The sequence below is a fragment of the Intrasporangium sp. genome, assembly GCF_035688975.1.
In the GTDB taxonomy this organism is placed as follows: domain Bacteria; phylum Actinomycetota; class Actinomycetes; order Actinomycetales; family Dermatophilaceae; genus CALMNV01.
Map to the genome: position 1 here is coordinate 1 of NZ_DASSMH010000089.1, position 20,825 is coordinate 20,825.

Annotated in this window: 18 protein-coding genes and 1 pseudogene; 1 reads left to right on the forward strand and 18 read right to left on the reverse strand. The window is 71.9% G+C overall.

All coding sequences use genetic code 11. From position 1 onward, the window contains the following. From VFJ94_RS09480 to VFJ94_RS09525, 10 genes and pseudogenes are all read right to left on the reverse strand, one after another. A pseudogene (locus VFJ94_RS09480) lies at positions 1–557 on the reverse strand (hypothetical protein); the annotation flags it as partial. Continuing rightward, complete coding sequence (locus tag VFJ94_RS09485; protein ID WP_325003957.1) at positions 554–1,942, reverse strand: magnesium chelatase; 1,389 nt, start codon at positions 1,940–1,942, stop codon at positions 554–556. The gene VFJ94_RS09485 and the pseudogene VFJ94_RS09480, both read right to left, overlap by 4 nt. A gap of 84 nt (positions 1,943–2,026) precedes the next feature. Next, positions 2,027–4,321, reverse strand: coding sequence for a phosphoribosylformylglycinamidine synthase subunit PurL (gene purL, locus VFJ94_RS09490; protein ID WP_325003958.1), 2,295 nt, complete (start codon positions 4,319–4,321; stop codon positions 2,027–2,029). Further along, positions 4,318–5,013 carry a phosphoribosylformylglycinamidine synthase subunit PurQ gene (purQ, locus tag VFJ94_RS09495; protein WP_325003959.1) on the reverse strand — a complete coding sequence of 232 codons (696 nt, stop codon included), beginning with the start codon at positions 5,011–5,013 and terminating at the stop codon, positions 4,318–4,320. The genes purL and purQ overlap by 4 nt, the downstream gene beginning before the upstream one ends. Continuing rightward, positions 5,010–5,294, reverse strand: a complete 285-nt coding sequence (gene purS / locus VFJ94_RS09500; RefSeq protein WP_325003960.1) for a phosphoribosylformylglycinamidine synthase subunit PurS — start codon at positions 5,292–5,294, stop codon at positions 5,010–5,012. The genes purQ and purS overlap by 4 nt, the downstream gene beginning before the upstream one ends. Before the next feature lie 159 nt (positions 5,295–5,453). Next, the gene (locus VFJ94_RS09505) at positions 5,454–6,065 is read right to left on the reverse strand and encodes a hypothetical protein (RefSeq protein WP_325003961.1); all 612 of its coding nucleotides are present in this window, start codon (positions 6,063–6,065) and stop codon (positions 5,454–5,456) included. A gap of 30 nt (positions 6,066–6,095) precedes the next feature. Continuing rightward, the gene (locus VFJ94_RS09510) at positions 6,096–6,998 is read right to left on the reverse strand and encodes a phosphoribosylaminoimidazolesuccinocarboxamide synthase (protein ID WP_325003962.1); all 903 of its coding nucleotides are present in this window, start codon (positions 6,996–6,998) and stop codon (positions 6,096–6,098) included. A gap of 208 nt (positions 6,999–7,206) precedes the next feature. Beyond that, positions 7,207–7,767: an ATP-dependent endonuclease gene (locus VFJ94_RS09515; protein WP_325003963.1), complete on the reverse strand. Its 561-nt coding sequence runs from the start codon at positions 7,765–7,767 to the stop codon at positions 7,207–7,209. Positions 7,768–7,960: 193 nt separating this feature from the next. Beyond that, on the reverse strand, positions 7,961–9,238 hold the full coding sequence (purD, locus tag VFJ94_RS09520) for a phosphoribosylamine--glycine ligase (protein ID WP_325003964.1): 1,278 nt from the start codon (positions 9,236–9,238) through the stop codon (positions 7,961–7,963). Positions 9,239–9,243: 5 nt separating this feature from the next. Further along, positions 9,244–9,909 (reverse strand): GNAT family protein, encoded by a 666-nt coding sequence (locus VFJ94_RS09525; RefSeq protein ID WP_325003965.1) that lies wholly within the window; start codon positions 9,907–9,909, stop codon positions 9,244–9,246. A gap of 102 nt (positions 9,910–10,011) precedes the next feature. Here VFJ94_RS09525 and VFJ94_RS09530 point away from each other — a divergent pair, with 102 nt between their 5' ends. After that, on the forward strand, positions 10,012–12,288 hold the full coding sequence (locus tag VFJ94_RS09530; protein WP_325003966.1) for a HelD family protein: 2,277 nt from the start codon (positions 10,012–10,014) through the stop codon (positions 12,286–12,288). Between the two features lie 382 nt (positions 12,289–12,670). On the opposite strand, the gene lysS is transcribed toward VFJ94_RS09530, so the two are convergent. The 8 genes from lysS to VFJ94_RS09570 all read right to left on the reverse strand — a co-directional run bounded on the left by lysS (position 12,671) and on the right by VFJ94_RS09570 (position 20,759). Next, positions 12,671–14,455 carry a lysine--tRNA ligase gene (gene lysS, locus VFJ94_RS09535; protein ID WP_325003967.1) on the reverse strand — a complete coding sequence of 595 codons (1,785 nt, stop codon included), beginning with the start codon at positions 14,453–14,455 and terminating at the stop codon, positions 12,671–12,673. Between the two features lie 59 nt (positions 14,456–14,514). Beyond that, a complete protein-coding gene (locus tag VFJ94_RS09540; protein ID WP_325003968.1) occupies positions 14,515–15,813 on the reverse strand; it encodes an adenylosuccinate synthase in 1,299 nt (432 codons plus the stop codon). Positions 15,814–15,994: 181 nt separating this feature from the next. After that, positions 15,995–16,399: a DUF3151 domain-containing protein gene (locus VFJ94_RS09545; RefSeq protein ID WP_325003969.1), complete on the reverse strand. Its 405-nt coding sequence runs from the start codon at positions 16,397–16,399 to the stop codon at positions 15,995–15,997. After that, a complete protein-coding gene (gene fbaA / locus VFJ94_RS09550) occupies positions 16,396–17,424 on the reverse strand; it encodes a class II fructose-bisphosphate aldolase (protein WP_325003970.1) in 1,029 nt (342 codons plus the stop codon). Before fbaA ends, VFJ94_RS09545 begins: the two co-directional genes overlap by 4 nt. Before the next feature lie 131 nt (positions 17,425–17,555). Beyond that, positions 17,556–17,762, reverse strand: a complete 207-nt coding sequence (locus VFJ94_RS09555) for a dodecin (protein WP_325003971.1) — start codon at positions 17,760–17,762, stop codon at positions 17,556–17,558. A 458-nt stretch (positions 17,763–18,220) separates the two neighbouring features. Then, positions 18,221–18,958 carry a transposase gene (locus VFJ94_RS09560; RefSeq protein WP_325003972.1) on the reverse strand — a complete coding sequence of 246 codons (738 nt, stop codon included), beginning with the start codon at positions 18,956–18,958 and terminating at the stop codon, positions 18,221–18,223. Further along, entirely contained in the window at positions 18,894–19,511 is a 618-nt protein-coding gene (locus VFJ94_RS09565) for a transposase (RefSeq protein ID WP_422653710.1), read from the reverse strand. The genes VFJ94_RS09560 and VFJ94_RS09565 overlap by 65 nt, the downstream gene beginning before the upstream one ends. After that, a protein-coding gene (locus VFJ94_RS09570; protein WP_325003974.1) for an IS3 family transposase occupies positions 19,486–20,759 on the reverse strand; the annotation gives its coding sequence in 2 pieces (ribosomal slippage) (positions 19,486–20,408 and positions 20,408–20,759; 1,275 coding nt in all). The genes VFJ94_RS09565 and VFJ94_RS09570 overlap by 26 nt, the downstream gene beginning before the upstream one ends. Positions 20,760–20,825 lie beyond the last annotated feature (66 nt).

The following is a 20,825-nucleotide window of genomic DNA, read 5'->3' on the forward strand; positions in this document are numbered from 1 at the left end:
AGGAGCTGGTTGAGGTCGCGCAGCATCTCCGTGACCGCGGCACGGTCCTCGTCGGTGGCGCCTTCGAGCGCGCGTTTCATCCCGGCGAAGCGCTGGTCGAGCAGCTCCCGGCCCAGGAGGTCCTTGATCCGCTCGTAGTCCTCGCGGGCCTGCGGCGAGCGCCATGAGTAGTCGGCGAGCTCGCTGACGGCAGCCGCCGGCGACGGCGGGAGGCCCTCGAGCCGCAGCTCGGCGAAGCGCGCCTCGTCATCGAGGTCGCGGGCGAGCTGCTTGCGCTCCTCCAGCACCGCATGCTCGAGCAGCTCGCGGACCTCCTCGAGCGTGCCGTCGAGGTTGTGCCGCTGGAGCAGCTCCCGGCGCCGCTGGGCCACGCGGCGAGCGAGCTCATCGAGGCCGGCCCGGTCCCGTCCGCCGCGGCGGAGGAACTCGCGCATGGCGCGCTCGGGCGAGTACCCGGCCATGACCTCCTCGCCGATGGCGTCGAGGGCCTCCGCGAGGTCGACCGGTGGCGCCAGCGGGTCGGGCCCACCGGCATACCGGCCGTAGCGCGTCCTCATCCGTACACCGTCTCTCCGCCCCCGGTCTCCTTGCTGATCTTGCGGGCGAGGTAGAGGCCCTCGAGCGCCAGCTCGATGGCGCTGGCGCGCGTGCCGTCGTCCGTGGCGCCGAGACGGTCGCACACGTCGTCGTAGAGCTCCGACTCGCCCAGCACCGGCAGGCCGGTGAGGAAGTCCCGCGCGCTGACCTGCTCTCCGGTGGTCACCATGGCCCCCCGCTCGATCGCGGCGACGAGGACCGCGAAGTCGATGCCGCGGAAGTGGTGCCGGACCGTCTCCGCGGTCGCCGTGCGCAGCAGGTGCGTGAGGATCTCCGCCTCGCGGCCCTCCTCCCCGGTCTCGAACTCGACCTTGCCCCCCAGCACGTCGACGGCGGCCGGCAGGTCGACGACCCGGGCGACGGCCCGCGCCTCGCCCTGGCTCGTGGCGCGGTGCAGGGCAGCGGCCGCGACGGTCTCGGCGCCGGCGATCGAGAACCGGGCGCTGACGCCCGAGCGCTGGTCGACGCTGCTCGACTCCCGGAGGTTGCGGGTGAAGCGGGCGAGGATCTCCACCAGCTGGTCCGGCACGTGGGCGACGAGGTGCGCCTCCTGGCGGATGACCGCCACCTCGTCCTCGAGCGCCACGGGGTAGTGGGTGCGGATCTCCGCGCCGAAACGGTCCTTGAGCGGCGTGATGATCCGGCCGCGGTTGGTGTAGTCCTCCGGGTTCGCGCTGGCGACGACGAGGACGTCGAGGGGCAGCCGCAGCACGTAGCCACGGATCTGGATGTCGCGCTCCTCCATGACGTTGAGCATCGCGACCTGGATGCGCTCGGCGAGGTCGGGCAGCTCGTTGATCGCGACGATGCCCCGGTGCGAGCGCGGGATGAGGCCGAAGTGGATGGTCTCCGGGTCGCCGAGCGAGCGGCCCTCGGCCACCTTCATGGGGTCGACGTCGCCGATGAGGTCGGCGACGCTCGTGTCCGGGGTGGCGAGCTTCTCGGCATACCGCTCGGTGCGGTGCCGCCACGCGACGGGCAGGTCGTCGCCGAGCTCGGCCGCGCGCCGGCGTGACACCGGCGTGACGGGGTCGTAGGGATGCTCCCCGAGCTCGCTCCCGGCGATGACGGGGGTCCACTCGTCGAGCAGACCGACGAGCGTGCGCAGCAGGCGCGTCTTGCCCTGACCCCGCTCGCCGAGCAGGACGACGTCGTGGCCGGCGAGCACGGCCCGCTCGAGCTGCGGGATAACGGTCTCGGCGAACCCGTGCAGCCCGGGCCACGGGTCGCGTCCGGAGCGCAGCGCGATGAGCAGGTTGTCGCGCAGCTCCTGCTTGAGGTGCCTCTGCTGGTGGCCCGACGCGCGGAGCGCGCCCACGGTGGTCGGCGAGGGAGCGGCAGTCACCTCCCTACGCTAACCCCGCGGGGAGGCGATGGGCGCGTATGCCGGCGAGCCGGGCCGCGCGGCCCCGGCGGCCTGCCGGGGTGCTCAGTCGCCGAAGACGGCCGGCAGGGTGGCGGCATGGACGGCCGTGAGCTCCGCGACGGAGACCGTGAACTGGCCCTCCACCACGAGGTTGCGACCGCCGGTGGTGCCGATCCGCGCGCACGGCACGTCACCGACGAGTGTCTCGAAGTCGGCGGTGCGGTCAGCCGGGACGGCCACGACCGCGCGGGCCGCCGACTCCGAGAAGAGCGCCGTGAAGGGGTCGAGGCCCTCCCCGACCCGGTCGAGCCCGTCGACCGTGGCACCCACGCCGTGCCGCATCGTGGCCTCGGCCAGCGCGATCGCGAGGCCGCCGTCGGACAGGTCGTGGGCGGCGTCGACGAGCCCGGCGCGGCCCGCCGCGACGAGGACGCCGGCGAGCGTCTGCTCCGCTGCCAGGTCCACGGTGGGCGGCGTCCCGCCGAGGTGGCGGTGCACGACGTGGGCCCACTCCGAGCCGCCGAGCTCGTCGCGCGTGGACCCGAGGAGGTAGATCGCGGCGCCCTCGGTGCGGAAACCGGAGCCGGAGCGCTTGGCCACGTCCTCCATGACGCCGAGCACGCCGATGACCGGCGTCGGGTGGATGGCGACGTCACCCGTCTGGTTGTAGAAGGAGACGTTGCCCCCCGTCACCGGGATGCCGAGGGTCTTGCAGCCCTCCGCGATGCCGCGCACCGCCTCGCGGAACTGCCACATGACGCCCGGGTCCTCCGGCGAGCCGAAGTTGAGGCAGTCGGTGACGGCGAGCGGCTCGGCGCCGGCGATGGCGACGTTGCGGTAGGCCTCGGCGAGCGCGAGCTGCGCACCGGCATACGGGTCGAGCTTGGCGAAGCGGCTGTTGCAGTCGGTCGCCAGGGCGACCCCGCGCCCCGTCTCCTCGTCGACCCGGACGACGCCCGCGTCGTCGGGCTGGGCCAGCGCCGTGTTTCCGAGGACGTAGCGGTCGTACTGGTCCGTGACCCAGGCGCGGTCGCAGAGGTTGGGCGAGCCGAGCAGCTGCAGCAGCTGCGCCCGGATCTCGTCACCCGTGCGCGGCCGGGCGAGCGACTCGGGACCGTTGGCATGCAAGGCATCGAGGTATGCCGGTCGCTCGAGCGGGCGGTCGTAGACCGGCCCGTCGTGGGCCACCGACCGCGGCGGCACGTCGACGATGACCTCCCCGTGCCACGTCACGACGAGGCGCTCGCCCTCGGTGACCTCGCCGATGACCGTCGCCTCGACGTCCCAGCGGCGACAGATGGCGAGGAACTCGTCGAGCCGGGTCGGCTCCACGATCGCCATCATCCGCTCCTGGCTCTCCGACATGAGGATCTCCTCGGGCCGGAGGCTCGCGTCGCGCAGGGGCACGAGGTCGAGCTCGACCCGCATGCCGCCGTCACCGGCGGACGCGAGCTCGCTTGTGGCACAGGAGAGTCCGGCGCCACCGAGGTCCTGTATGCCGTCGACCACACCCGCGCGGTAGAGGTCGAGACAGCACTCGATGAGGACCTTCTCGGCGAAGGGGTCACCCACCTGGACGGCCGGGCGCTTGGTGGGACCACCCGCGTCGAAGGTCTCGGAGGCGAGGACGGAGACGCCGCCGATGCCGTCACCGCCCGTCTTGGCGCCGAAGAGGACCACCTTGTTGCCGACCCCCGTCGCCTTGGCCAGGTGGATGTCCTCCGTGCGCATCGCGCCGACGCAGAGCGCGTTGACGAGCGGATTGCCTTGGTAGCACTCGTCGAAGACCACCTCGCCACCGATATTGGGCAGTCCGAGGCAGTTGCCGTAGCCGCCCACGCCGGCGACGACGCCCGGCAGCACGCGCTGGGTGTCCGGGTGGAAGAGGTTGCCGAAGCGCAGCGAGTCCATCACCGCGATGGGCCGGGCGCCCATCGACATGATGTCGCGGACGATGCCGCCGACCCCGGTCGCCGCCCCCTGGTAGGGCTCGACGTAGGAGGGGTGGTTGTGCGACTCGATCTTGAAGGTCACCGCCCATCCGTCGCCGATGTCGACGACTCCCGCGTTCTCGCCGATCCCGACGAGCAGCTTCTCGCGCATCTCGTCGGTCGTGTTCTGGCCCCACAGCGAGAAGTGGATCTTGCTCGACTTGTAGGAACAGTGCTCCGACCACATCACGGAGTACATCGCGAGCTCGGCGATGGTCGGGCGGCGCCCGAGGATCTCTCGGATCCGGGTGTACTCGTCGTCCTTGAGGCCGAGCTCGGCCCACGGCTGCGGGACCTCGGGCGTCGTCGCGGCCTGCTCGACGGTGTCCGCGTGCGGCTGGGCGGGGGCCTGCGTGGTGTCGGTCATGCCGTCGCTGCGCTCTCGAGAGTGTGCCGGAGGACCGAGGTGAAGAAGCCACGGCCGTCGAGGCTCGGTCCGAAGCCCTGCTCGACCGCGTGCTCCGGGTGCGGCATGAGCCCGACGACGTTGCCGCGCTCGTTGGTGATGCCGGCGATGTCGCGGTACGAGCCGTTGGGGTTGCGGCCGCCCGGCTCCACGGCATACCGGAAGACGACCCGGCCCTCGCCCTCGAGCTCGTCGAGCGTCCGCTCGTCGGCGACGTAGCCGCCCTCGCCGTTCTTGAGCACGATGGTGATCTCCTGTCCCTCGGTGAAGTCCGAGGTCCAGGCGGTGCGGGCGTTCTCCACGACGAGGCGCGCGTCGACACAGTTGAACTTGCGGTGGTCGTTGCGGATCAGCGCGCCCGGCAGCAGGTGGCTCTCGGTGAGCACCTGGAAGCCGTTGCAGATGCCGAGGACCGGCAGGCCTCCCCGCGCTGCCGGGATGAGGCGCTCCATGACCGGCGCGAAGCGCGCGATCGCCCCGCAGCGCAGGTAGTCGCCGTAGGAGAAGCCGCCGGGCAGGATGACCGCGTCGACGCCCTTGAGGTCCGCGTCGCCGTGCCACAACGCGACGGCCTCGCCGCCGCACGCCCGGACGGCGCGAGCGGCGTCACGGTCGTCGAGCGAGCCGGGGAAGGTGACGACGCCGATCCTCACTGCGCCTCGCCCTCCGCCCGGACGAAACCACTGTCCTGCTGCGCCCGGACGGAAACCACGTCCTCGATCACCGGGTTGCTCAGCAGCGTCTGCGCCGCCTCCCGCGCCTGCGCGAGGTGCTCCTCCGTCACGTCACCGTCGACGGTGAGGACGAACCGCTTGCCCTGACGCACGTCGGTGAACCGGGAGAACCCGAGCCGCGGCAGCGCACCGCGCACGGCCTGCCCCTGGGGGTCGAGGATCTCGGGCTTGAGCATGACGTCCACGACGATGCTTCCCATGGGCAAGGCTCTCCTGGGGGTGGTCCGGATCCGGCGCGCCGAGTCTATCGGCCTCCGGGGCCACCGCCGGCCCTCCCCCAATTGTCTGGGAGGCTGGATAGCGCTATGACGCACCCCAGCCTCCCAGTTGTCTGGGGGGAGACGGCGGTGGTGGGGACGTCAGCGCGACTGCAGGGCGTCGAGGGCGACCGCCATGGCGGCGCCGACCCGCCAGTCGAGGCGCCAGCCGTTGGCCTGCGCGGGCAGCTCGACGAAGTAGGTGTCCTTCAGGCCCACCTTCTTGGTCGAGCTGAGGACCACGGCGCCGTCGCCGGCGCGGAAGTCGAAGTGGAAGAGCCATGGGACGGGCAGCTCGCCGACGACCGGCAGGAAGTCCCACACCCGGCGCAGCACCGCGACCTTGGCGTTGCGCTCCTGCCCGACGCACGTGAACCCGTCCGGCGTGCCCAGGTGCCACGTCGAGCGGCCCAGGGAGGCTGCGAAGTCCTTCTTGAACCAGCCGATGGGCCGCCCCGCCGCGTCGGTGATGTCGTAGGTCGCACCGAGGTCGATCACCGAGCGGGCCTTGAAGCCGAAGACCGGCTCGGTCTTCGCCGCGTCGGAGAAGAAGGTCACCTGCTCCTTGAACGCCATCCGCTTCTGCTCGGCGAAGCACAGCAGGCCCACCTCGGTGCCGGCCTCGTCGGTCTCGATGACCTCGTAGCGGTTGACCATGAGGGTCAGCTTCTGACGGACGATGAACCGGGCGGGGCCGGCCGACTGCGCGCTCATGGCCCCAGCCTGCCATGCCCTTCGAGCGCGTCAGAAGCGCTCGCCGGTGAGCCGCTCGTAGGCCTCCACATACTTCGCCCGCGTCCGGTCGACGACGTGCGCGGGCAAGGGCGGCGGAGCCTCGCCGCTCGTCCGCGACCAACCCGACTCGGGTGACGTGAGCCAGTCCCGCACGTACTGCTTGTCGAAGGACGGCTGGGTCCGCCCCGGACGCCACTGGTCCGCCGGCCAGAAACGCGACGAGTCCGGAGTGAGGACCTCGTCCGCGAGCACGAGGCCACCAGAGCCATCCGGCGCGCGCCCGAACTCCACCTTCGTGTCGGCGATGAGTATGCCGCGGTCCCCGGCGATCTCGTTGCCCCTGCTCAGGATCGCGCGCGTCAATCGCGACACCTCCTCGGCCTGCTCACGGCCCAGCTCGGCCTCGACCTCCACCGCCGACATGGGCAGGTCATGCTCGCCCAGCGGCGCCTTGGTCGTGGGCGTGAAGATCGGCTCTGGCAGCCGGGACCCGTCCTCGAGCCCGGCGGGCAGCTCGACGCCGCAGACGGACCCGCGCTCGCGGTACTCCTCGAGCCCGCTCCCGGTGAGGTAGGCACGGGCGATCGCCTCGACCTTGAGCATCTCCAGCCGGCGCACGAGCACCCCGCGCCCGGCGACCGCCTGGGGCACGTCCGTCGAGACGACGTGGTTGGGCACGAGGTCTCGCAGCTGGTCGAACCACCACAGGGAGAGCCTGGTGAGCACGACTCCCTTGTCGGGAATCGGCGTGTCGAGGACGTAGTCGTAGGCGGAGATCCGGTCCGACGCCACCAGCATCAGCCGGTCCTCGACCGGGCGGCCCGTCGCGTCGAGCGGCGCGTAGAGGTCGCGCACCTTCCCCGAGTAGACGGGCACGTAACCGGGCAGCTCGGCCGCCGAAGCGAAGGTCATGGCCGACAGTCTTGCGCACGGCCACACCTGCGCGCTGCCCGCACCTCAGGCAGCCGGAAGGCGACGCGCGAGAGTCGCACCGTGCCAGCGCGGTTCCCCGTGTCGACGACGAGGACACCCGCGGTGGAGCGGCGATGCGGCGCCCGGGCACGGGGCCTGCCACCCGCGCGCGAACGGATGCCCCACGGCATACGAACGCATGGTCGGCTCAGAGACGGCCGAGCAGGGCCGTCAACGGCTCGGGCACCCTCGCCGGCTCCATCGCCTCGACCAGCAGCGCTGCGTAGCGCGCCTTACGACCGGAGCCCGCCGCGAGATAACGCCGCAGGACCGCCTCGCGTGTCCACCCGCGTTGGGCGGGCATGGCCGCCAGGCGGCGTAGGGAGCGGCCCTCCCCCGCCGCCTCGATGACGGCTGCGACCGCGTCGGCGCCGAGGGCGCGGATGAGCTCGTCCTCCAGGTCTGCCGAGCATCCATGGAAGCCCAGACGCGACGGGCCGTCCGGCTCGAGCGCAGCAGCCAGCCCGGCGGCCGCCAGCCCGCGCCGAAGCTTGGGCTCGTCCGCGGCGTCGTAGAGCCCGGCGAGCGGGAGGCCCAGACCGCGCGGCCCGTATCGCGACACGAAGGCACGCGTGTTGGTGATGCCGCCCATCGCCACGACCGTGACCCCCTCGACGGCGAGGTCCCGGCCACAACGCCGGGCCAGGGTCTGTAGCGCCACACGGTCGCTGTCCCCCTCGACCAGCACGACGGCGCGCGGAGTGCTCACCCGACCATTGGGCAGCTGGCGGGCGTGGTAGGTCAACTGGCTTGTCGCGTCCGATGGGTCACGGTGAACGTCTCCGGACACCGGCGAACGTGGCAGCTGGGGGGCGTGCGGAACTGGCCACTCGACGTATGCCGCCGAGTGGGGGGCGTGCGGAACTGGTCACTCGACGTATGCCGCCGAGTGGCCGGCTGCCTCAGAGCGGCACGACCTGCCCCCGCGCCGCCGCGAGCGCGATGTCGGTGCGGTGGTGTGACCCGTCGAGCTCGATGCGGCCCACCGCCTCGTATGCCGCCCGCCTGGCCTCGGCGAGGTCGGCCCCCACCGCGACGACGTCGAGGACCCGGCCGCCGGCGGACAGAAGGGTCCCGTCGCTGCCGCGCCGGGTGCCGGCATGGAGGACCGCGACACCGGGCACCTCGGCTGCCTCCTCGATGCCGGTGATGGGGTCGCCGGTCCGGACGGAGGCCGGGTAGCCGGCCGAGGCGACGACGACGACGACCGCCCGGTCGTCGGACCAGCGCAGCGGGCCGACGTCGGCGAGCCCGCCGGTGGCCGTCGCGAGGAGCAGCTGGCCGAGCGGCGTCTCCAGCCGGGCCAGGACGGCCTGCCCGTCGGGGTCCCCGAGCCGGGCGTTGAACTCCACGACCCGGGGTCCGCGCGCGGTGAGGGCGAGGCCGACGTAGAGGATGCCGACGAACGGCGTCCCCCGCCGGCGCATCTCGTCGACGGTCGGCTGCGCCACCCGGGCGACGACGTCGTCGACGAGACCCGTCGGCGCCCAGTCGAGGGGCGAGTAGGCCCCCATGCCACCGGTGTTGGGTCCCTCGTCACCGTCGGCGGCCCGCTTGAAGTCCTGCGCCGGCTGGAGTGGCACGACCGTGCGTCCGTCGGCGAGGCAGAAGAGCGACACCTCCGGCCCGTCGAGGAACTCCTCGACGACGAGCCGCCCATCGGGCTTCGCCAGACAGGCCCGGGCGTGCTGGACCGCCTCGGCGCGCGAGTCGGTGACGACGACGCCCTTGCCGGCCGCGAGACCGTCGTCCTTGACGACGTAGGGGGCGCCCAGGGCATCGAGCGCCGCCTCCACCTCCGGCATCGTCGTGCACACGTGGGCGAAGGCGGTCGGCACGCCTGCGGCGGCCATGACCTCCTTGGCGAACGCCTTGCTGCCCTCGAGCGCGGCCGCCGCAGCGGACGGCCCGCACACGGCCAGGCCGGCGGCCCGGCATACGTCGGCGACCCCCGCCACGAGCGGCGCCTCCGGCCCGACGACGACGAGGTCGACGTCGTGCGCCCGCGCGAGCGCGGCGACCGCCTCGCCGTCGAGGATGTCGGTGGGGACGCAGAGCGCCGTCGCGTCGATGCCCGGGTTGCCCGGGGCGGCGATGACCGCGTCGACCTCGGGGTCGGCCGCGAGCCCCTTGACGAGCGCGTGCTCACGGGCACCGGATCCGAGGACGAGGGCTCTCACGGCGGTCAGCCTATTTGCCCGCCCGGGTGCCCGGCGAGGCGGGCCACGAGTCCTGCCCGCACCTGCGGCCACTCCTCCACGAGGACCGAGTGGACGGCCGTGTCGCGCCAGCTGCCGTCGGCTCGCCGGACGTCGCGGCGGGTGACGCCCTCGAAGCGGGCGCCGAGCCTCTCGATGGCCGCGCGGGACCGCTCGTTGCGCACGTCGGTCTGGATCCGCACGCGTCCGAAGCCGCACGTGTCGAAGGCGTGCGTGAGGAGCAGGAGCTTGGTCTCCGGGTTGACCGCCGTGCCCCACCAGCGCGAGCCGTAGATCGTCCAGCCCAGGTGGACGTGCTCCCGCTCGAGGTCGACGTCACCGAGCGAGCTCGTGCCGACCACGGTGCCCGCTGGGCCGAGGGCCGAGTCGGCCACGAGCCGGACGGTGTATGCCGTCCGGCCGGCCTCGCGGGCCCGCACGTGGGCGGCGACGACCCGCTCGGTGTCGGCGAGCGACCCGGGCGGGGTAGTCATGAGGTAGCCGTGCTCGTAGCAGCGCGGGTCGCCGTAGACCTCGAAGAGGCCCGGCGCGTCCTCGGCGCGCATGACGTCGAGGCGGACGACGCGGCCGACGAGCGGCTCGCCGGTGGGCGGCATACAGCCGCTGGGCGGGACCCGACCCGGGGTGGACATGGGAAGACACTAGACTGGCTCGTTCCCGCCGCCGGGACGACTCCGGGGGCGGGCGCCCGCGAGCAGTCGGGCGACCCCGCAGACCGAGAGCACCTTGAGGCCGTGACTTCTTCGAACGTCGAGACCCGTGGGGCCGCCGTGCCCGATGCCGTCGCACAGCAGATCGCCATCGAGCAGGCGCACGTCGACCGTGTCCACGCAGAGCTCGAGAAGGCCGGCCGACGCGCCGACATCGTGCAGGCCGAGGGCCTGGCCCGGGGCCAGATCGTCAAGTCCGGCGAGGTGGGCTTCGAGGAGGCGGCCGGGCTCTTCGAGCGCGACGCCTTGGTCTTCCACGCCGCCAAACGGCGCTCCGCGCTCGACGCCCAGTTCGAGGGGCTCGTCTTCGGCCGGCTCGATCTCGACCACGAGCGGCGGGCTCCGGCTGGTGAGGCGCGGCCCGGCACCGAGCGCGAGGTGCGCTACATCGGCCGGCTCGGCGTCCGCGACGACGACTACGAGCCGCTCGTCATCGACTGGCGTGCCCCGGCCGCGTCCGCCTTCTACCGCGCCACCCCGACGCAGCCGATGGGCGTCGTGCGCCGCCGGGTCCTGCGCAGCCGCGGGGCGACCGTCATCGGCGTGGAGGACGACCTCATGGTGCCCGAGGCGCCGGACGACATCGTCGTCGTCGGCGACGGCGCTCTCATGGCGGCCCTGACTCGCAGCCGGGGGGCCCGGATGCGCGACATCGTGGCCACGATCCAGGCGCACCAGGACGAGGCGATCCGGGCGAGTGCGCGCGGCATCACGGAGATCACCGGCGGACCCGGGACGGGCAAGACCGTCGTGGCGCTGCACCGCGCGGCCTACCTGCTCTACTCCGACCGGCGCCGCTTCGAGTCCGGCGGCATCCTCGTCATCGGCCCGTCCGGTGCGTACACGGCCTACATCGAGCGCGTGCTGCCCTCGCTCGGCGAGGAGAGCGTCGTGCTCCGCGCCGTCGGCGACGTCGTCGACGCCGTCGGCACCGAGCGACTCGACCCCCCGGACGTGGCCCGCATCAAGGGGACGACGCGGATCCGCAAGCTTCTCGGGGCCGCCGCCCGCGGCCGGGTGCCAGGTGCGCCGACGGAGTTCCGCGCCGTGGTTTCGGGCCACGCGGTGCGGCTCGACGCGCGCACGCTCGACCGGGTCCGCGCCCAGGTGCTCCGGCAGCACCAGCGGAACCTCGCCCTTGCCGCGGCCCGCACGGCGCTCGGCGAGGCGGCCTGGGCCTCCCTGGACATCACCGGTGACCGGGACGCCAAGGCTGCCTTCCTCGACCGGTGGGAGGACCACCTCGACGTCGAGTCGTTCCTGGCGGAGTGGTGGCCGCAGGTCGACCCCCGCGAGGTGCTCCTGTGGCTGGCCGATCCCGACCTCGTGCGCCGGCACGCCCACGGCAGCCTGGCCGGGCCGGAGGCGGACCGGCTCGCCGAGTCCTTCCGCCGCGCCCTCGAGCTCGGCACGTGGTCGGTCTCCGACGTGGCTCTCATCGACGACCTGGCCGCCCGCGTCGGTCCGGTGCAGGACGAGCCGCGCGAGGAGCGCGGCTTCTACGAGATCGAGGAGCTGGACGACCTCAGCCAGTACGGCGTGACCGAGGTGCAGCCCGTCGCGGCGTCGTCGAGTGAGGCCACGCCGCGCGTCGGCGCGGACGACCCCCGCGGGCGGCTCCTGGCCGGGCGGATCGGGCGGCCGGAGGAGTACGCCCACGTCCTCATCGACGAGGCCCAGGACCTGTCCCCCATGCAGTGGCGGATGATCGGCCGCCGTGGGCGGCACGCCTCGTGGACCGTCGTCGGGGACGCGGCCCAGGCGTCCTGGCCGGACCCCGCGGAGGCGGCCGCCGCGCGCGACGAGGCCTTCGCCGGTCAGCCCCGCCAGTCGTTCCACATGGCGACCAACTACCGCAACGCGCGGGAGATCTTCGACTACGCCGCCGAGGTCGTGCGCCGCGAGGTTCCTGACGCGGACATCCCCGAGGCGGTGCGCGAGACGGGCGTCTCGCCGTGGGAGGCCCCGCTCGACGAAGATGCCCTGGGCGCGGTGTCGCGGGCGGTGGAGGTACTGGCCGGCCAGGTCGAGGGCTCCGTCGCGGTCATCACCCCCGCCCGGTGGGCGCCGACCCTGCGGCCGCTCGCGGGCACGGCCGGCGGGCGGGTCGAGGTCGTCGACCCCATGTCGACGAAGGGCCTCGAGTACGACGCGACGGTTGTCGTGGACCCGCGGGAGATCGCCGCCGAGTCACCCGGCGGCGTCCGGGTGCTCTACGTCGCGCTGACACGGGCCGCGCACCGCATGGCGGTCCTCGTCGACCGCCCGCTCGGAGGCTGCCGGGTGGGCTCCGAGGTGTGACCTAGGTCACCCGCTATGTCCGCTATCGCCCGGATTTGCCCCAAAAGTGTAAAGAGTCGGTAAAGAACGGGGACTAATCGGGCGTTCCGGCTTGAAGTGGGGCAAGATTTGTCTCAGGCAACGACGGAGCGCGAACACCCACCCCCCCGCCGGTCTCATCCCCCCGAGACCCTGTCGTTGGCCCTGAGTCCCGGCCCCACCGGATGACTCCGAGCGGGGGGCGGGATGCACCCCCCCTGCGTCCCGCCCCCCGCTCCCCTTCCCCCAGACAACTGGGAGGCTGGATAGCGCCAGGACAACACCGCGCCCCCCAGATATCTGGGAGGCTGGATAGCGTCAGGACGATATCCCACCTCCCAGATATCTGGGGGAAGGCGTCGGGTCAGCCGCCGAGGAGGGTCCTCACCCGGTCGGCCCCCACGGCGAGCAGGAGGGTGGGCAGCCTCGGGCCGGTCTCCTTGGAGACGAGCAACCGGTAGAGCAGGGCGAAGAAGGCCCGCTGCGCCCGGCTGAGCTCCGGGTCCTTGACGCGCGCGTCGGGGTCCAGGCCGCGCTGGACCTTGGGCACGGCATACACCAGATGGGTGAGGCCCTCGAGCGACCAGTGCTCGTCGAGCCGGTCGAGGAGCAGGGTGAGCGACTCCCGCTGCTCCTCGTCGAGCGAGGCAAGCAGCTCGGCGTCCGGCTCCGCGCGCACGACGGTGCGCTCGGAGGCGGGGACGTAGCCGAGCATCCACCGCTCGGCGCAGTCGAGTCGCGGCCGCAGCTCGTCGATCGAGGTGACCGGGCGGTCCGGCTCGAGGTCGGAGAGGATCCGCGCCGCCTGCTCCTCGTCTCCCGCGGTGATGTCGATGACGGACGCCAGGGTGCGGAAGGGCATCGGTCGCGGCGTCGTGGGCAGCGCCCCGAGGCTCGTCGTCGTCGCCCGCGAGTGCGCCGCGAGGTCCGCGGCCTGCGCAGCGCCCTCGGCCACCTTGCGCGCCAGCGAGTCCCACTCGTCGTAGAGCCGCTGCAGCTCCTGGCCGAAGGCGATGTCGAAGCTCTGGTTGGGCTTGCGACGCGCGTAGAGCCAGCGCAGCACCTGCGGCTCCATGACCTCGAGCGCGTCGTTGGGGATGGGCACGCCGCCCCTGGACGAGCTCATCTTGGCCATGCCGGCGATGCCGACGAACGCGTACATCGGTCCGACCGGCCGCTCCCAGCCGAAGATCGGGGCGAGGTCCTTGCCGACCACGAAGCTGCTCCCGGGGCTCTGGTGGTCCACCCCCGAGGGCTCGAACAGGACGTGCTCGTGCGCCCACCGCATCGGCCAGTCGACCTTCCACACGAGCTTGCCGTTGGTGAACGTGTCGAGGTCGACCGTCTCGGTGTGGCCGCACCTGGCGCAGTCATAGCTCAGCTCGTGGCGGTCGTCGTCGTAGGCCGTGACGGTGGTGAAGTCGGTGCCGCAGACCGTGCAGAACGGCTTGTACGGGTAGTAGCCCGCCCTGCCCTCGCTGCCGTCGTCCTCCGACGCCGCGCCCGAGCCGCGCTCCGCCTCGGTCGCCGCCGCAGCCTGCTCCTCGGTGAGCGTCGCGCCCGCGCGGCCGCCCGGCCGGGCGCCCTTGCCCTTGCCGGTCGCCTTCTGGCGCGCGGCCTCGACGGCCTCGAGCGTGCGGTACTGGTCGAGCACCTGGTCGATGGCGGTGCGCTCGCGCATCGCGAGCAGCACCGCGTCGCGGTAGGCACCAGCGCGGTACCGCTCGGTCTGGCTGATCTGGCGCACCTCGATGCCGGTGGCGGCCATGGCCTCCAGCAGCGGCGCCTTGAAGTGGTCGGCCCAGCTCGCGTGCGGTGATCCGGTGGGCGGCGGCACGGACGTCAGCGGCATACCGATGTACTGCTCCCACGAGTCATCCACGCCCACAAGGTTTTTGGGCACGCGTCGGAAGCGGTCGAAGTCATCCCAGCTCAGGATGTGCTCACACGGGACGCCGCGGCGCTTGAGCTCGTCGGCCACGAGGTGCGGCGTGATGAGCTCGCGGAAGTTGCCGAGGTGGATGGGTCCCGACGGGCTGATCCCCGAGGCGCACACGATCGTCTCGCCGGGGTTGCGCTCGTGCGCCTCCGCGACCACCTCGTCGGCGAGACGGGTGACCCAGTCGAGCGGGGCGACCTGTTCAGTCATGGGATTCCTTGCGTTGCAGACGATTCCGTATGCCGTTGGGCTGGCGATCTGCCCGTGCGTCAGGGAGTGAGCGGGAAGCGCTCGACGACCTCGTCGCGGCCGGGGCCCACGCCGATCACCGACACGCGTGCCCCGATGAGCTCCTCGAGACGCAGCACGTAGCGCTGGGCGTTGACGGGCAGCTCCTCGAAGGTGCGGCAGTGGGTGATGTCCTCCCACCACCCGGGCAGCTCCTCGTAGATGGGCACGGCGTGATGGAAGTCGGTCTGGTTGACCGGCATCTCGTCGTGCCGGGTGCCCTCGACGTCGTAGGCCACGCACACCGGCACCTTGTCCAGACCGGTGAGCACGTCGAGCTTGGTGACGACGAAGTCCGTCACGCCGTTGATCCGCGTCGCGTAGCGGCCGATGACCGTGTCGACCCAGCCGCACCGGCGCGGGCGGCCGGTCGTCGTGCCGTACTCGGCTCCCGTCTTGCGCAGGAACTCGCCCTTGTCGTCGTGCAGCTCTGTCGGGAACGGGCCCTCACCGACGCGCGTCGTGTAGGCCTTGAGGATCGCGATGACCGAGTCGATGCGGGTGGGCGGCACGCCGGAGCCGGTGCACGCGCCCGCGGAGATGGCGTTGCTCGAGGTGACGTAGGGATAGGTGCCGTGGTCGACGTCGAGGAGCGTGGCCTGCCCCGCCTCGAAGAGCACCGTCTCGCCGCGGTCGAGCGCCTGGCTCAGCACGAGCGAGGTGTCGGCGACCATGGGAGCCAGCCGATCGGCATACGAGAGAAGCTCGCTCACGACCTCGTCGACGGACACCGCGCGCCGGTTGTAGATCTTCGCGAGGACCTGGTTCTTGACGTCGAGCGCGGCATCGACCTTCTGGCGCAGGATGTTCTCGTCGTAGAGGTCCTGGATCCGGATGCCGGTGCGGTTCATCTTGTCGGCGTAGGTGGGGCCGATGCCGCGGCCGGTCGTGCCGATGCGGCGCTTGCCTAGGAAGCGCTCCGTGACCTTGTCGAGGGTCCGGTTGTAGGACGCGATGACGTGGGCGTTGGCCGAGACGAGGAGACGCGACGTGTCGACGCCGCGGGCCTGCAGGCCGTCGATCTCCTCGAAGAGGACACCGAGGTCGATGACGACGCCGTTGCCGATGACGGGCGTGCAGTTCGGGCTGAGGATGCCGGAGGGCAGCAGGTGCAGCGCGTACTTCTCGCGCTTGCCGTCCTGCTCGATGACGACCGTGTGGCCTGCGTTGTTGCCGCCGTTGAACTTCACGACGTAGTCGACGCTGCTCCCGAGCAGGTCGGTCGCCTTGCCCTTGCCCTCGTCGCCCCACTGCGCTCCGACGAGCACGATTGCCGGCATTCCTCCGCCTTTCCGTTGCTTGGGATGCGCCAGCCGCAAGGGTAGCCGCTCGCGCCCCGACCAGCCCCGCACCGGCGATCACGCTGCGGACGCCGATATCGTCAGCGGGTTGCCGATATCGTCAGCAGACAGCGGCATACCGCCTACCTCGACGCGAATCGGCACCCGCAGCACCGCCAGCTCAGAGGCCGAGCGCCCGGGCTCCCTCGGCGCTGGAGTCGCGGAGGAACTGCATGCAGCGCGCCTCCTCGTCGGCCTCGCCGATGGCGCGGGCTGCCCGGGCGAGGGCGGCGAGCGCGCGCAGGAAGCCGCGGTTCGGCTCGTGCGCCCACGGCACCGGCCCCTGCCCGCGCCAGCCCGAGCGGCGCAGCGCGTCGAGCGAGCGGTGGTAGCCGGTGCGGGCGAAGGCGTAGCCCTCCACCGCGCGGCCCTCGGCGAGCGCGTCCTCGGCCAGCGTCGCCCATGCCAGCGCCGACGTCGGGTGCGCCGCCGCGACCGCGGCCGCGTCCTCCCCGGCCGCCAGCAGAGCGGCGGCCGGGTCCTCGGGCAGCCGGGTCTCCGGCATACCGAGGAGGTTGCCGCTCACTGGTGCGTGCCGGCCGACCGCAGCGCCTCGCAGGCCTCCACGACCCGGGCCGCCATGCCGGCCTCCGCCGCCTTGCCCCAGGCGCGGGGGTCGTACTGCTTCTTGTTGCCCACCTCGCCGTCGACCTTGAGCACACCGGCGTAGTTGGTCAGCATCCAGTCCGCGATGGGGCGCGTGAAGGCGTACTGGGTGTCGGTGTCGACGTTCATCTTGATGACGCCGTTGTCGACGGCAGCCGCGATCTCCTCGGGCAGCGAGCCGGACCCGCCGTGGAAGACGAGGTCGAAGGGCCGGGCGTCGTCGCCGAGGCCCAGCTCCTTCGCGGCGGCCTGCTGGGCCTCGAGCAGGATCTCCGGGCGGAGCTTGACGTTGCCCGGCTTGTAGACGCCGTGCACGTTGCCGAAGGTGAGCGCCGTCAGGTAGCGGCCGTTCTCGCCGGCGCCGAGCGCCTGGACGGTGGCGATGGCGTCCTCGGGGGTGGAGTAGAGCTTCTCGTCGATCGCGCCCTCGACGCCGTCCTCCTCCCCTCCGACGACGCCGACCTCGATCTCGAGGATGACGTGGGCCGCCTTGGCGAGGGCGAGCAGCTCCTTGGCGATCTCGAGGTTCTCGGCGAGCGGCACGGCGGAGCCGTCCCACATGTGCGACTGGAACCACGGGTTGCCGCCACTCTTGACGCGCTCCGTCGAGGCCGCGAGCAGCGGCCGGACGAAGCCGTCGAGCTTGCCCTTGGGGCAGTGGTCGGTGTGCAGGGCGATGTTGACGGGGTAGCTCTTCGCCACCTCCTCGGCGTAGGCCGCCAGCGCCAGCGAGCCGCTCACCATGTTCTTGACGGAGTGCCCGGAGAGGTACTCGGCGCCGCCGGTCGAGACCTGCACGATGCCGTCGGAGCCGGCGTCGGCGAAGCCCTTGAGGGCCGCGTTGAGGGTCTGCGAGGAGCTGACGTTGATGGCGGGATACGCGAAGGAGCCGGCCTTCGCGCGGTCGAGCATGTCGGCATACACGTCGGGGGTGGCGATGGGCATCGAGACTCCTAGGGCTTGGACGGATCGGCCTTGTCCGATCCTGCCACGTATGCCGCCGGGTGCACTGGGGGCGTCCGGCTGGCGGTGAGCGGTCGCTCAGGCCAGCCTCCGGGCGCACCCGGCGGTGCGCGTCACTCCTCGATGCGGAAGCCCAGCTTGAGCGTGACCTGCACGTGCGCCAGCGCCCCGCCGTCGAGGTGGCCGCGGATGTTGGTCACCTCGAACCAGTCGAGGTTGCGCATGGTCTTGCTCGCCCGGGCGACGGCGCTCTTGATCGCCTCGTCGATGGAGCCCTCGGAGGTGCCGACGATCTCCGTGATGCCGTAGGTGTGAGCCATGAGCCGTCCTTCCGCTGAGCCGTGGCCTCGTCGCCGCGGCCCGACCATCGTGGGGTCGGCGCCGTGGCCGGTCAAGCACGGAAGCGCCCCTCGACCGTCGGCGGGCGGGCCTAAGCCGGCGGCATGCCCAGGAGGCGGAGCGCGCTCCTGGGCGGGCTAGAGTCGTTCTTCGGCATCGACGACGACTGGGAAAGGGTGCCCGCCGACCCGGCCCGTGCCCGCCGCACCGACATCGTGCTGGCCGGGGTCATCACGGTGCTAGGAGCGTGGGTCAGTAACGCGCCAGCGGGTCCGTGACTCGGGCGCGGGGTTCCGGTAGGGGCCCAGAAAGTGTGGAGCCGCGGATTTGGCCGGTGGGCGGCGCTGTCGGCTGCTCTTGGTCTGTCGACGGGTGTATGGGCGTTCTGGATGCCGAATATGGGCTTGTGGCAAGCAGATTCGGGCTCTACAGGGCCCGGTCAGGCCAGCGCGAGGCCGGTCAGGCCGGCGACGCCGATGTGCCCGTGCAGCTTGCGTAGGTTGTGGCAGGCCGCGAGCAGCAGCCATTCACCGCGGGCGCCGTCGAGCCCGCGTAGCAGCAGCTGTGTCGCGTTCTGCAGGGTGGCCATCTGTCCGAACACCGGCTCGACGATCACCTTGCGCCGCGCGTAGGCGGCCCGGCCCTTCGTCGTGGTCAGCTTGCGGGCCATCCGCTCGCGCGGCGTCGCGTCCTTGCGGATCCGTCCCCGCGGGGAAACCGGGATGGGCGCGTCGTGCGTGGACCGGCCGGTGGCGATGAAGAACTCGGTCCCGCACGCCGCGCTGACCGTGGCGGCCTGCGCCAGGTTCTCGGCCGAGCAGTACCCGGCATCGGCGAGCACCTCCCCCGGCACCTGTCCGGTGTTCACGGTGGTTTGTTCGGTCATCGGGATCAGGTTGGCCACATCCGCGGCGCAGTCGCTCACCTGGGCCGCGACGATCACCTGATGGCCCTCATCGACCACGGCCTGCCCGTTGAAGCACTGGTGGAACGCCCCGTCGGAGGTCTTCATGATCTTCGACTCGGGGTCGGTGAAGTTGCGTTGTGCCTTCGGTTTCGGCACCGCGGCTGCGGCCGCGTCGGCGACCCGCTGCGCGGTGGTGTCCTCGTCCTCACCCCGCGCGGCGGCCTTCTCCCGGGCGGCCTGCTCGGCGCGCTCCCGGGGCTTCGTCCTCAAGGGCCTGCTTCGCTTCCCGGATCTTGGCCAGCCGTGACTCACGCCGCCGCAGCTCCTCGGGCAGCTCGTCCCCGCGGGCGTCCTTGCCGAACTTCGCGTCCTCCGCCTTGTCGATCGCCTCGGCCTGCGCCAGCAGCTCGGACACCTCGCCGGCCGGGACCTTCTCCTTCTCACTCATCCGCACGTAGCTCATCGCCTTGCGCCGCGAGGCGTTCGCGCGCAGCTTCGTCCCGTCCAACGCGACCCGGCCCAGCGTGACCATCCCCGCGGCCTGGCACAACGCCAGCGCCTGGGTGAACAGGTGCCCCAGCGCGGACAGGTGCCGCCGACGGAACCGCGCGATCGACCGGTAGTCCGGGCCCTGCCCGGCCGCGAGCCACCGGAACGCGACCACGTCCTGACACGCCGCCTCCAGCTGGCGTGAGGAACGCACCCCGGTGGTGTAGCCGTACAGCAGGATCCGCACCATCAGCCGCGGGTCGTACGGCGGGCGGGCCTTGACCCCGGAACTTGGACACGGGGTGGGATTATGCGGCTGACGGGAGCGTAGCAGCGTGAAGGGACTCGTAGGTGGACGGTGACTGGTAGCGGCACCAGGAGTGTCGCCGCTTGGTGTTGTACCTCAGGATCCAGCGGAAGACCTGGCGACGACAGGTGGCCTCGTCGGACCAGCAGGCGGCGTCTTGGAGGACCTCCCGTTTGAGGGTCGCGTTGAACGACTCGGCGAGCGCGTTGTCGGCGCTCGTGCCCACCGCACCCATGGACTGGGTGACGCCCAGGTCGGCGCACAGCTTGGCGTAGTCCTTGGAGGTGTAGACCGACCCGTGGTCGCTGTGGAAGACGGCGCCGGCCAATGCCTGCGAGCTGCCCCGGGTTGCGGCGGCCGCCTTCAGTGCGTCCTCGACGAGGCTGGTGCGCATGTGGTCGGCGACCGACCACCCGACGAGCCGTCGGCTGAAGCAGTCGATCACCGTAGCCAGGTACAGGTTCGTGCCGTCGGCCAGCGGCAGGTAGGTGATGTCGCCGACGTAGCGCTCGTTGTGTGCCTTCGCGGTGAAGTCCCGCTTCAACAGGTCGGGGACCTTCTGGTCCGAGGGCTCGGGGATCGTGGTCTTGACCCGTCGCTTCTTCTGGTAGCCGGCGATGCCGTGCTGACGCATCACCCGCGCGACGCGCTTGTGGTTGACCCGCTCCTCGACGGCGACGCCGTCGTTGAGCTCCGCGGTCGCACGCGGCGCTCCGACGGTGTTGTCGTCGGCGTGAATCTGCCGGATCTTCGCGGCGAGCTCGGCGTCGGCAGCTGCCCGAGCCTCCCGCCCCAGGGCAGCTGCCTTCCACGCGTAGTAGGACGAGCGCTCGATCTCGACGAGCTCACACAACCGCTTCACCTCGAAGGCGTCTTGGTGGTCGGCGACGAACTGGAAGCGGGTCACCAGTTCGTCTCCCCGGCGAAATACTTCGCCGCCGACCGGAGGATCTCCCGCTCGCTCGTGAGCTTGGTGGTCTCGGCCTCCAGCTCGGCGACACGTCCCTCGAGGCGTGCGATTCGCTGCTCGGGCGTCTCCTCAACGCCCGGCGGTGACACCGCCGACGCCGGCTGGTGGGGCTTAAGCGGGCTGCGGGTCATCGTGCCGTCGGCAGCGGTCTTCTTGCCGGTCCCGAACTGGTCGAGCCAGTGGCGCAGAGTGCCCCGCTCGACCCCCAGGTCATCGGCGATGCCACGCACCGTCGCTGCCGGAGTGGACTCGTACAAGTCAACGGCCTGCCGACGGAACTCGTCGGAGTAGTTCTTCCTGGCCATGGTTTCGGATCATCTCGCTCTCTCCCGCGAGAATGCGGGATTCAGCGTGTCCAAGATCCAGGGTCA

Excerpts from the sequence above, each read along its gene's own strand:
- purL (WP_325003958.1), bottom strand. The coding sequence starts at position 4,321 with ATGACCGACACCACGCAGGCCCCCGCCCAGCCGCACGCGGACACCGTC.
- purS (WP_325003960.1), bottom strand. The coding sequence starts at position 5,294 with ATGGGAAGCATCGTCGTGGACGTCATGCTCAAGCCCGAGATCCTCGAC.
- VFJ94_RS09505 (WP_325003961.1), bottom strand. The coding sequence starts at position 6,065 with ATGAGCGCGCAGTCGGCCGGCCCCGCCCGGTTCATCGTCCGTCAGAAG.
- VFJ94_RS09510 (WP_325003962.1), bottom strand. The coding sequence starts at position 6,998 with ATGACCTTCGCTTCGGCGGCCGAGCTGCCCGGTTACGTGCCCGTCTAC.
- VFJ94_RS09525 (WP_325003965.1), bottom strand. The coding sequence starts at position 9,909 with ATGTCCACCCCGGGTCGGGTCCCGCCCAGCGGCTGTATGCCGCCCACC.
- lysS (WP_325003967.1), bottom strand. The coding sequence starts at position 14,455 with ATGACTGAACAGGTCGCCCCGCTCGACTGGGTCACCCGTCTCGCCGAC.
- VFJ94_RS09540 (WP_325003968.1), bottom strand. The coding sequence starts at position 15,813 with ATGCCGGCAATCGTGCTCGTCGGAGCGCAGTGGGGCGACGAGGGCAAG.
- fbaA (WP_325003970.1), bottom strand. The coding sequence starts at position 17,424 with ATGCCCATCGCCACCCCCGACGTGTATGCCGACATGCTCGACCGCGCG.
- VFJ94_RS09555 (WP_325003971.1), bottom strand. The coding sequence starts at position 17,762 with ATGGCTCACACCTACGGCATCACGGAGATCGTCGGCACCTCCGAGGGC.